Origin of the sequence: Marichromatium sp. AB32 (assembly GCF_003718675.1) — a bacterium.
GTDB classification, from domain to species: Bacteria; Pseudomonadota; Gammaproteobacteria; order Chromatiales; family Chromatiaceae; genus Marichromatium; species Marichromatium gracile.
This window is the reverse complement of the sequence record NZ_RHFJ01000083.1, coordinates 1-10,839: the sequence shown is the minus strand read 5'-3', so window position 1 is coordinate 10,839 and position 10,839 is coordinate 1. Positions and strand designations below refer to the sequence as shown.

The 10,839-nt window shown below is 69.4% G+C and carries 8 protein-coding genes; 1 reads left to right on the top strand and 7 read right to left on the bottom strand.

Features of this window, described 5'->3' with window-relative positions:
* Positions 1-87: 87 nt before the first annotated feature.
* The 5 genes from EBL85_RS15760 to bchI all read right to left on the bottom strand — a co-directional run bounded on the left by EBL85_RS15760 (position 88) and on the right by bchI (position 6,655).
* The gene (locus EBL85_RS15760) at positions 88-1,206 is read right to left on the bottom strand and encodes a phytoene/squalene synthase family protein (RefSeq protein WP_123143407.1); all 1,119 of its coding nucleotides are present in this window, start codon (positions 1,204-1,206) and stop codon (positions 88-90) included.
* Positions 1,187-2,716, bottom strand: a complete 1,530-nt coding sequence (locus EBL85_RS15755) for a phytoene desaturase (protein ID WP_123143406.1) — start codon at positions 2,714-2,716, stop codon at positions 1,187-1,189. Before EBL85_RS15755 ends, EBL85_RS15760 begins: the two co-directional genes overlap by 20 nt.
* A gap of 96 nt (positions 2,717-2,812) precedes the next feature.
* Positions 2,813-3,718 (bottom strand): alpha/beta fold hydrolase BchO, encoded by a 906-nt coding sequence (bchO, locus tag EBL85_RS15750; RefSeq protein WP_123143405.1) that lies wholly within the window; start codon positions 3,716-3,718, stop codon positions 2,813-2,815.
* Between the two features lie 91 nt (positions 3,719-3,809).
* A complete protein-coding gene (locus EBL85_RS15745) occupies positions 3,810-5,630 on the bottom strand; it encodes a magnesium chelatase subunit D (RefSeq protein WP_123143404.1) in 1,821 nt (606 codons plus the stop codon).
* Positions 5,627-6,655 carry a magnesium chelatase ATPase subunit I gene (bchI, locus tag EBL85_RS15740; RefSeq protein ID WP_123143403.1) on the bottom strand — a complete coding sequence of 343 codons (1,029 nt, stop codon included), beginning with the start codon at positions 6,653-6,655 and terminating at the stop codon, positions 5,627-5,629. The genes EBL85_RS15745 and bchI overlap by 4 nt, the downstream gene beginning before the upstream one ends.
* Before the next feature lie 451 nt (positions 6,656-7,106).
* Here bchI and EBL85_RS15730 point away from each other — a divergent pair, with 451 nt between their 5' ends.
* The gene (locus EBL85_RS15730; RefSeq protein ID WP_123141416.1) at positions 7,107-8,369 is read left to right on the top strand and encodes a Coenzyme F420 hydrogenase/dehydrogenase, beta subunit C-terminal domain; all 1,263 of its coding nucleotides are present in this window, start codon (positions 7,107-7,109) and stop codon (positions 8,367-8,369) included.
* Positions 8,370-8,376: 7 nt separating this feature from the next.
* On the opposite strand, the gene EBL85_RS15725 is transcribed toward EBL85_RS15730, so the two are convergent.
* Together EBL85_RS15725 and EBL85_RS15720 are read right to left on the bottom strand one after the other, a co-directional pair.
* Positions 8,377-10,185 (bottom strand): ABC transporter transmembrane domain-containing protein, encoded by a 1,809-nt coding sequence (locus tag EBL85_RS15725; RefSeq protein ID WP_123143402.1) that lies wholly within the window; start codon positions 10,183-10,185, stop codon positions 8,377-8,379.
* A gap of 54 nt (positions 10,186-10,239) precedes the next feature.
* Positions 10,240-10,839: zinc ribbon domain-containing protein (locus tag EBL85_RS15720; protein WP_123143401.1), on the bottom strand; the 600-nt coding region annotated here is incomplete at its 5' end.

Genomic DNA, 10,839 nt, shown 5'->3' with positions numbered 1-10,839 from the left:
ATCTAAGGTGTCACACAACAACGCCGCGCCGGATCCGATCCGGCGCGGCGTTGTTGTCTCGACGGGCTGCGACAGCCGATCAGCCGATCAGCCGCGCGCCGAGGACATCGCCAACTGACCGGCGCGGGCACGCGCGGCCTCGCTGGCGGCGCGCTCACGCGCCTCGAGCTCCTCGAACAACTCGAGCACCCGTACCACCTTGCCGCCGACGCCCGTGTTCTGCGCACGCATGTGCACCGGGGTGGCCTCGACCACGGCATCGACCAGGAAGCGGGTCTCCTCCAGCGCAGGCGCCGCGACATAGCGCGCGGTCAGCATGGTACTGCCAAGGATCGGGGCGAGCAGCTGCATCTTGCGCGGTGCCGGCACCACCGCGCGACTCGTGATCGAGTCGAGCCCCTGGCGCTCGAGCTGACGCCCGATCTCGGCATAGAGATAGCGCGCGGCGTTGATCCCGGCGCGACACCCTACCGGCAACCCGGCGATGCCGACGTCGGCGCGCCGGTAGAGCGCGTCGGCGGTATCCAGCATGCGTCGGATCACCGAGGCCAGGGCGTCGTTGAACACCGGGTCGGCGAGCCAGGCATCGGGGTCGATACCGGCCTCGCGCATCCACTGCTTGGGCAGATAGAGCCGACCGGCGCGGGCATCCTCGCCGACGTCGCGACAGATGTTGGTCAGCTGCATGGCGACGCCGAGGTCACAGGCACGGGCCACCTGATCGGCCTCGCGCGCACCCATCAGGGTCGCCATCATCGCGCCGACGGTCGAGGCGACCCGGGCCGAGTAGGCATAGACCCCGGAGATGTCCTCGAAGCGACGCTCCTCGGCATCCCACTCGAAGCCCTCGAGCAGGGCCTCGAGCAGCACCTTGGGCATGGCGTACTGGACCACCACGTCGGCCAGCGCGCGATCGGCGGGATCGTCGATCGGGTTGCCGTCGTAGATGCGGTCGAGCCGCGCACGCAGCCCGGTGAGGGCGCGCGCCTTGCCGGCGGCATCGGGCACGAAGTCGATCGCGTCGTCGGCGATCCGGCAGAAGGCATAGAGCGCGATCGCCGGCTCGCGGATGCGCTGCGACAACAGGAAGGAGGCCGCGTAGAAGGAACGCGACCCACAGCGCAGCAGCTCCCGGCAGGCAGCGAGATCGTCCGCCGAGGCGTGACCCGGCGACGGATTCAGGGCATTAAGCGAAGGCTGAAACATCGGGCACCACCGTATCGAGGACACGGGCCGAGGAGATGACGCCGGGAATCCCTGCACCCGGATGCGTCCCCGCACCGACCAGATAGAGGCCTTTGACGTCCTCACTGACATTGTGCGGGCGGAACCACGCACTCTGGGTGAGGGTCGGCTCGAAACTGAACCCGGCCCCGAGATAGGAGTTGAGCCTGTCCTGGAAGTCCTGCGGCGTGGTGACCAGCGAGGTCGCGATCTGGTCCTCCAGGCCGGGCAGCACGGTGTCGCTGAGATAACGGGCGATCTTGGCCCGATACTCCTCGGCCACCGTGGCCCAGTCGGTGCCGCTCTCGAGGTGCGGAACCGGGGACAGGGCATAGAAGGTGTCGCACCCCTCGGGGGCGAGACTCGGATCGGTCGCCGTCGGGCGATAGAGGTAGAGGCTGAAGTCCTCGGCCAGGCGCTTGTGCTGGAAGATGTCCTCGATCAGCTCGCGATAGCGCGGGCCGAGCAGGATGGTGTGGTGCTTGACGTCGGGGTACTGGCGCTTGGTGCCGAAGTACCAGACGAACAGCCCGGCGGAGAACCTGGAACGCTCGACCTTGCGATCGGTCCAGTGACGACGCACCGTCGCCGGCAGCAGCCGACGATAGGTGTTGGCCGCGTCGGCGTTGGAGACCACGATATCGGCGGCGATCTCCTCGCCCGAGGTCAGCCGCACGCCGGTGGCGCGCCGACGCGAGTCGACCATGATCTGCTCGACCTCGGCCTTGTAGCGGATCTCGCTGCCCTGCCCCTCGATCAGGTCGACCATGCCGCGCACCAGGGCGCCGGTGCCGCCCATCACCGAGTGCACGCCCCACTTGCGCTCGAGGAAGGAGATCAGGGTGTAGATCGAGGTGACCTTGAAGGGGTTGCCACCGACCAGCAGCGGGTGGAAGGAGAGCACCTGGCGGATATAGGGGTCCTTGATGTACTTCGAGACCATGCCGTAGACGGTGCGGTAGCTCTGCTTGAGCACCATGTCCGGCACGATCTTGGCCATATCGGTCCAGGAGGTGAAGGGGATGTGTGCGAGGTCCTCGAAGCCGACCTTGAACACCCCCTCGCTGTACTTCATGAAGCGATCGTAGCCCTCGACGTCGTCCGGCGAGTACTGCGCGATCTGCGCCTTCACCGCCTCGGGATCGCCGCTGTAATCGAACACCTTGCCGTCGTCGAAACGGATCCGGTAGAAGGGATCCATCAAGCGCAGATCGATGTCGTCGGAGAACTTGCGCCCGCACAGCGACCACAACTCCTCGAGCAGGAAGGGAGCGGTGACGATGGTCGGGCCAGCGTCGAAAGAGAAACCGTCGCGATGGTGCATGTAGGCACGCCCGCCCGGCGCGTCGAGCCGTTCGAGCATGGTGACCCGATAACCGCGCGCGCCAAGGCGAATCGCCGCGGCCAGACCACCGAACCCGGTGCCGATCACGATCGCGTGGGGCTTGGCGCCCGTCACGCCCTTGGAAACCTGTGGAGCCGCAAGTGTCAAGTCTCTAATACCCAATCTAGTGTCAAGATGGCTTGACATTATAGCAGCATGACCGCCCCGTCCACCCCGGCGGCGCCTTTTGAAACTTGATCGGAATCAGCTCGGATCGGGCAGCAGACCAGCCCGCCCGAGCAGCTCGCCGACCAGCACCGCGACATCCTGCGGACGCTCCTCGTGAGCCAGGTGCCCGAGTCCGGACAGACGATGGATCTCGGTGCTCGGCAGCCGCTCGCGCACCCGCTCGGCCTCGCGCGGCGAGACCGTGCCGTCGTTCTCGCCGACGACCAGAAACAACGGCGGCGCGAGTTCGGGGAGTGCCCGGGCGAGCGGCTCCAGGTCCCAGTTGGCCATCATCGTCAGGGTGGCGCGGATATGATCGGGATCGGCGACCAGCCGTCGGTAGAACTCGATCCCGGCCTCGTCGAGCCGCGAACCGGTATTGGCCACCAGTCCCTCGATGGCCTTGCGGTCGAGCGCATGCCAGGAGAGAAAGCGCGAGACCACCGGCACCGAGGCGAACAGCTGCGCGGTCGGCGAGAACACCCGCCCGGGCACCCCGCGCCAGGGCAGCAACGCGCCGTTGAGCGCGACCAGGGCATGCGGTACGAACCGCGCCTCGAGCACGGCACGCACCATGATCGCCGCCCCGGCCGAGTGCCCGATGACTGCGACGGGGCGGTGTCCGATACGTTCGAGCAGCGCGCCGAGCGCGGCACTCATCCCCGGCAGCGACATCTGCGCGTAGGGCAAGGCCTCGGTGAAGCCATGACCGGGCAGGTCGGGGGCGATGATGGTGAAGCGCTCGGCCAGCAGCGGCGCGAGATCGCGCCAGGAGTGGGTCGAGGCGCCGGTGCCGTGGAGCAGCAGCAACACCGGCCCCTGCCCCATCAGCTGGACGTGCCAGCGGATCCCGCCGGCGGTGACGAAGCGACTGGCGCCTCGATTCGGCCAACTGTCGCCGTCGCGCGTCCAGTCGAGCCGTCTGGTCAGGGTGAATCGCATCCCTTTCACCTCCTTCGGCAAGACGTTCGGCAAACCCGATGAACGCTCGCGCCCGACCATCCCTGGGGTGGTCGGGCGCGAGCGCGGGGCCTCAGCCGGTCGCCACGCGAACCGCCTGGTTCAACGCACCGGCATCGGCATGCGGCAGCGGCAGGTAACGCGCACCCATCTCGGCGGCGAGCTCGCGCCCCTGCTGCTGCGGACGTGGCGAGGTGTCGATCACCATGGCGCTCATCTCCTGCGCCCGCACCGCCCGCGCCGCGGCCTTGGCCTCGTCGAAGGCGCGCGCCCGACCACCGGCGCCGTCGCGCGCCACGTTGGCGCGACCGTCGGTCATCAGGATCAGGATCGGGGTACCGCCACGACGCTGGATCGAGTCGGCCATCATCATCCCCAGATCGATCCCCGAGGCCAGCGGCGTACCGCCGCCACCGGGCAGCCCGGCGAGGGTGCGCTTGGCACGCACCAGCGAGCGGGTCGGCGGCAGCAACACCTCGGCGCCCTTGCCGCGGAAGGCGATCAGGGCCACCTGGTCACGGCGCACATAGCAGTCGGCCAGCAACATCTCGACGGCACCCTTGGCCTCGGCGAGACGGTGCAGCGCCGAGGAGCCCGAGGCGTCGACCATGAAGATGGTCGTGGTCTCGGAGCGGTGCTTGAAGCGGGTGATGCGGAAGTCGTCCTGACGCACCTCGATGCGCGAGGACTCGATGCCGCGTCGCGCCCGCTCCTCGCGCCGCAACCGCTGCCAGGGCGCCGCGGCGCGCAGGGTCTCGACGACGTTGAGCTTGAGCCCGGAACGCAGCTCGCCGCGCAGCACCCCGGCCGGACGACCGCGGGTCGGCGCGTTCTGTATCGCACCGGCCTTGCCGGTGGCGCGCGAACGCGAGCGACGCAGGGTGCCGAGCTGGAGCTGCGAGAGCAGATCGGCGGGGATCGCCGCCTTGGCCGCATCGAGCACGGTGTCCTCGAGTTCCTGCGGCTCTTGCTGCTGCTCCTCGGACTGGTTCTGCTCCTGCTCCTCGGGCTCTTCCGGCGGTGGCGGCGGCTCCTCGGGCGGCTGCTCCTCGCTCGGCGGCAGCTGGGTGGCACGCGGCGCCAGCACCAGACGCGCGGCGACGGCCAGGTCCTCGGCCTCCACCTGGTCGCGACCCTCGAGCGCCGCCGAGGCGCAGGCGACCCGACAGGCGAACAGCGATGCACGCAGCGAGGGGATACCGAGCGCCAGCGCGGTACCGCACAGCGCCTTGAGCTGCTCCTCGTCGAGGGTCAGCCCGGCGAGACGCGCGCGCGCCTGCACCACGTCCTCGGGATCGTAGTCGCAGGCGATCGCCTCGTGGACGCGGATGTGGGTGAGATCGACGTGGAAGGCGAGACGATCGAGCAGCGCATTGAGCAGCCCCTCGTCCTCGCCCACGCCCTCGTCGAGCGCGACCACCGCGAAGCGCGACGGGGTGCGCATCGCCAGGCCGTCGCGTTCGAGCACCACCTCGCCCGAGTCGAAGGCCATGGTCAGGCGCGCGGCGGTATGGGCCGAGATGCGCTCGGCCATCGCCAGCTCCACCAGACCACCATCGGCCTCCACCAGCAGGCCACGTTCGGCGATCGGGCGACCGGCGTTGAGGGTCGCGGCCAGATCGAGGCCGCCGAGCAGGCGACCGTCGGAGACGTGCAGCGGGATGCGGCGATGCGGCGCCTCGGGCGGCTGCAGATCGCGCATCAGGCTCAGCCACTGCTCACGCACCGGGCCGGCGAGGGCCCGTAGCGCGACGCCGCCGGTCCCGACCGGATCGACGCTCATCAGGGCCGCAGCCAGCACCGCATCATCCCACGCGGACAGGCCCGCCCCGGCCGGGGGCGGACCCGCGTCGACGCCTTGATCGGCGGCGGGATTCGCGGCGGTCATGTTCATTCCCCGAACAGTTCCGCCACGGCGCGCTCGACCCGGCTGGTGGAACCGGACTCGTCGAGCGGATCGCGACGCAGACGGTGACGCAGCGCCGAGGTGGCGACCTCCTTGAGGTGGCGGTCGACGACCTCGGTGTCGCCCTGCAGCGCGGCCAGGCCACGCGCGGCGCGGATCAGGGTGAGCTCGCCGCGCAACCCGTCGGTGCCGAGCTTCATGCACAGTTCGCCGGCGCGCTCGAGGGTCGCATCCGGCACCTCGACGCTGGGCAGCAGCTCACGCGCCTTCTGGATCTGGCGACGCACCTTGCCGTCCTGACGCTTCCACTTCTCGACGAAGGCGTTGGGATCGCGCTCGAAGGCGTCGCGCAGCCGCACCACCTTCATCCGGGTGGGCAGGTCCTGCGGGGTCTTGACCTCGACGGACAGACCGAAGCGGTCCTGCAGCTGCGGGCGCAGCTCGCCCTCCTCGGGGTTACCGGAGCCGACCAGCACGAAGCGCGCCGGGTGACGGACACTCAGGCCCTCGCGCTCGACCAGGTTCTGACCCGAGGCGGCGACGTCGAGCAGCGAGTCGACCAGATGGTCCTCAAGCAGGTTGACCTCGTCGATGTAGAGGAAGCCGCGATGGGCACGCGCCAGCAGACCCGGCTCGAAGGCCTTCTCGCCCTTGGTCAGGGCGCGCTCGAGGTCGAGGGCGCCGATCACGCGGTCCTCGGTGGCACCGAGCGGCAGGTCGACCACCGGCACCGGCACCTGACGGCTCTTCAGCGTCCGCCCCGCGGCACGCTTGGCGCGGCAGTCCTCACACAGGACGTCATCGCTGGCCTCGGGGTCGCACTGATAGGTGCAATCGACGGCGCGCATCTTCGGCAGCAGGGCGGCCAGGCCACGGATCGCGGTGGACTTGCCGGTGCCGCGGTCGCCGAATACCAGTACACCGCCGATCGAGGGATCGATGGCAGCGATCAATAAGGAGCGTTTCATCTCCTCCTGGGCGACAACGGCGGAAAACGGGAACGGGATGGGCATAACGCTGCAAACCTTGTTGCTTAGTCTGTTCGGCGCAAACGGCCAGATTGAGCGGACACGCCCAAGACCGTCGCGCACACAGGCGCTTGCTGGACGTTGTCCCGATGAACCATGGAGCCGGTCGCGCGGCGCGCAGCCCGCCCCAAGCCTTATTCGATCAAGTTCGCGACCCTAGCGCCCCTGCTCGACCGTGGTCAAGCCGACAGGATCAATCACCGGCGAGAATCCCCGAAAGGCGCGTGGTTTCCATGACCGGGGCCGATGGACTGAGCGCGACCATTTGCGGCAGACTGCACGCCGCCCACGGCGGTCCCCCGACGACCGCCCTCCAAGCCACTCCGGGCAACGCCCGGCGCAGACCGACGCGCGCGGCGTGCCCATCGACCACGAGGAGATCCAGCATGCCGATCCGTCATCCCGCAGCCAGCCAGCACTCGCACGAGGCGCAGCGATGAATCAGTCCGCCGCCCCCGTCGCCGAGGGCCCGTCCAAGGGCATGGGTCAGATCTCGCTGCTCAGCAACGACGAGCGACTCCAGGGTCGCCCCCGTCTGTGCAGCGACTGCGGGCTGTGCGACAGCACGCTCAAGCCGCAGATGACCCAGGCGTGCATGTTCGTCAACAACCAGACCGACGCCATCGAGCAGCGCCTGTTCGGTCGCAGCCGCGGCGACGGCGACGAGCTGCTGTTCGGCTGCTACCGCGCCACCTATGCCGCGCGCATGCGCGCCCCGCGTCCCGGCGCACAGTGGAGCGGCATGGTCACCACCCTCGGCGCGCGGCTGCTCGAACGCGGCGAGGTCGAGGCGGTGATCACCACCGCCGCCGCCCCCGGCACCCGCTTCAAGGCCCAGCCGATCCTCGCCCGTACCCCCGAGGAGGTGCTCGCCACCGCCGGCAACAAGCCCAGCCTGTCGCCCAACCTCGGGCTGCTCGACCTGGTGCGCGAGCAGGGCATCAAGCGCCTGGCCTTCATCGGCACCGGCTGCCAGGTGCACGCGCTGCGCGCGATCGAGTCCGAGCTCGGACTCGAGGCGCTGTACGTGATCGGCATCCCCTGCAGCGACAACGTCTCCTACCCCGATCTCGAATACTTCCTCGAGCAGATCTCGCGCTCACCCAAGACCGTGGTCCATCACGAGTTCATGCAGGACTTCAGTCTCTGGCTGCGCCACGAGGACGGCGCGGTCGAGCGGGTCAACTACATCGACTTCCCGATGGACAAGCTCCACGGCATCTTCCCCTCGGCCTGTCTGTCCTGCTTCGACTACCCCAACGCGCTGAGCGACCTGACCATCGGCTACATGGGCGCGGAACTCGGCTGGCAGTGGGTGATGGCGCGCACCGAGCGCGGCGAGCGGATGTTCGAGATGCTGCGCCCCGAGCTCGAGTTCGGCACCCTCACCGAGGGCGGCGACCGCACCCGCGGCATGCCGCGCTTCATGGAGCGGCTCAACCACCCGCCCGGCACCGGGCGCCCGCCGCTGCTCATCCGCAAGCTGGTCGCCTGGCTGCAACGCAACCGTGGACCACGCGGGCTGGAGTTCGCCCGCGCGGTGATCGAGATGAAGCTGCTGCGCAACCTCAACCACGTGCGCAGCAAGTTCGAGCGTCAGGAGTCGCGGGTGGTGCCGGGCTTCGTCTATCGCGCCCTCGCCCCCTACGCCGAGCACTATCGCGAGCTGTTCGATCGCGACCTGGCCCCGCGCGACTGACCCCGGCTCAGACGACCGGCGCCGCGCGCGCCGGCGTCGGCTCCTGGAACTGCAGCGCGGCGAGGCGCGCATAGAGCCCGCCCTCGGCGATCAGCGCCTCGTGGCCTCCGGCGGCGGCGATGCGTCCGCCGTCGATCACCAGGATGCGGTCGGCGTTGCGCACCGTCGCCAGCCGGTGAGCGATGACGATGCTGGTGCGCCCGCGCATCAGCTCCTCGAGCGCCTGCTGCACCAGGCGCTCGCTCTCGGCGTCGAGCGCGCTGGTCGCCTCGTCGAGCAGCAGCAGCGCCGGGTCGCGCAGGATGGTGCGGGCGATGGCGATCCGCTGGCGCTCCCCCCCTGAGAGCTGCACCCCGCGCTCGCCGAGATCGGTGTCGAAGCCCTGCGGCAGGCGATCGAGGAACTCGGTCGCGTGCGCCGCCTCGGCGGCGCGACGCACCTCGGCGTCGGTCGCCGACTCCATGCCGTAGCGGATGTTCTCCCAGGCACTGGTGGCGAAGATCACCGGGTCCTGCGGCACCAGCCCGATCCGTCCACGCAGCTCGCGCGGGTCGAGTGCGCGCAGATCGACGCCATCGAAACACACCCTGCCGGCGCTCGGGTCGTAGAAGCGCAACAACAGCTGGAACAGGGTCGACTTGCCCGCCCCCGAGTGCCCCACCAGCGCCACCCGCTCGCCCGGGCGCACCACCAGCGAGAGCGCATCCAACGCCGGGGTATCGGGACGCGAGGGGTAGCAGAAGCGCACCGCGTCGAAACGGACCTCGCCGCGCGCCGGCCGCGGCAGCGCCACCGGGTCGCTCGGCGCGGCGATCGCCGGGCGTGCCTCGAGCAGCTCCATCAACCGCTCGCTGGCTCCGGCACCGCGCAGCAGCTGGCCGAGCAGCTCGCTGAGCGAACCGACCGCACTGGCCACCAGGATGGCGTAGAACAGGAAGGCCGAGAGTTCGCCGCCGCTGAGGGCCCCGTCGAGTACCTGGTGACCGCCGATCCACAGCACCACACCGATCGCGCCGAAGGTCAGCAGGGTGGCGATCCCGGCAAGCAAGGCGCTGGTCAGCGAGCGCTGACGGGCCACCTCGAAGGCCGACTCCACCTGCTCGCCGTAACGACGCCGATCGATCGGCTCGTGACCGCAGGCCTGCACGGTGCGGATGCCGTGGATCACCTCATCGACATAGGCCGCGACATCGGCCACCCGATCCTGACTGGCGCGCGAGAGACGGCGCACCCGATGCCCCAGCAGCCAGGCCGGGCCGATCACCAGCGGCACCCCGAGCAGCACCAGCCCGGTCAGGCCCGGGCTGGTCACCGCCAGCATGGCGATGCCGCCGAGCATCATCAGCGAGGTGCGCAGCGCCATCGCCAGGGTCGAGCCCACCACCACCTGCAGCAGCGCGGTATCACTGGTCAGTCGCGAGATCACCTCGCCGGTGCGGGTGGTCTCGAAGAAGCCGACATCGAGTCCCAGCACCCGATCGAAGACCGCGCGCCGGATGTCGGCAACCACCCGCTCGCCGATCCAGTTGAGCAGATAACTGCGCGCCATCATCGCCCCGGCGGTGAGCACCACCACGGCGAGAAACAGCAGCAACGAACGATCGAGCGCCACCGCCGAACCGCTCGACAACCCGCGATCGACCACCACCCGGATCACCTGACCGAAGGCCAGCACCGACCCGGCGGCGAACAGCAACGCGGCGAGCGCGGCGAGCAGGCGCCAGCGATAAGGCAGAGTGAAGCGCAGCAGACGCGCCAAGGCACGCAGATCGCGGGTGCCCGGACGATCGGGCGCGACGGAGGATGATCGGGACATGGGATTCCTTACAGCAAAGCGGACAACGAAAGGAGAACGACCGAGGGCCGGGACTCAGCCGCGTTCGAGCGCGCGCCACTGGCGCAGCAGCAACAGCGCCGCCCAGAGCAGCGCGGCGAGCATCAGCAGGGCGCCGAGCAGATGACTGGCCTGAGCGAGCGCACGATCGAGATGCAACAGCCCGGTCTCGGTTAATAGGTATTCCCAGTCGTGAAATCCATAGGGCGCGGTCTGTCCGGTGTTGCCGCCGAGCAGCGGCAACACCCCGGCGCGGGCATCGGCGACATAGGGCGCGATATCGAGGAAGTTCTCCCCGAACCACCACAGACAGACGCTGGCCCCGAAGGGGTCACGAGTACGCAGCAGCAGCACCAGCAGACAGATCAGCGGCATCAGCAGCTGCCCCAGGGTGCCGCCGAGCGAGCCGATGAAGTCGCCGAGCGGGGCGAAGATGACGTGCCCGGCCTCGTGGAAGGGCAGATTGACCAGATGCAGCAGCGATTCGCCGACAACATTGCTCGACACCGGCGCGGCCATCAGCCGCAGCCCCCAGACCAGCAGCACGCACCAGAGCAGGACACGAAGGGCCAGCACCGGCGCGCCACCGGCCGGGGGTACGCCGAGCAGCAGCTCGCTCACGCGCCCCGACGCCCG